This window comes from Pseudomonas sp. SWRI111, assembly GCF_014268555.1.
GTDB classification, from domain to species: Bacteria; Pseudomonadota; Gammaproteobacteria; order Pseudomonadales; family Pseudomonadaceae; genus Aquipseudomonas; species Aquipseudomonas hamedanensis.
The window spans coordinates 1-346 of record NZ_JABWQQ010000072.1 but is presented as its reverse complement, the minus strand read 5'-3'; the positions used below and the strand labels follow the sequence as shown (position 1 = coordinate 346).

Sequence of the window (346 nt, the reverse complement as noted above, 5' to 3'; positions counted from 1 at the left end):
TGCTCGCCCACGCTGTAGGTCATCAGCACGCGGCGCTGTATCGCCGCGATTATGCCTACAGCGCCAACGGCAACCTCAAGCACATTGCCGACAGCCGTCACGGCCAACGCACCTACGGCTACGACGCCCTCGACCGACTGATCCGCGTGCGTCACTCGCGCGACGAACTGCCCGAATCCTTCGCCCACGACCCGGCCGGCAACCTGCTGATGCAGGACCGCCCCGGCCCGGCCAGGATCAAAGGCAACCGCCTGCTGATGCAGGGCGATCGCCATTACGACTACGACGCCTTCGGCAACCTGATCCGCGAACGTCGGGGCCACGGTCAGACCCTCGTCACCGAATA

The 346-nt window shown here is 65.6% G+C and carries 1 protein-coding gene; it reads left to right on the top strand.

Going from position 1 to position 346, the window contains the following annotated elements:
* Nucleotides 1–346, top strand: a 346-nt coding sequence (locus tag HU755_RS27850) for an RHS repeat domain-containing protein (protein WP_186638302.1), incomplete at both ends; no start/stop codon positions are given.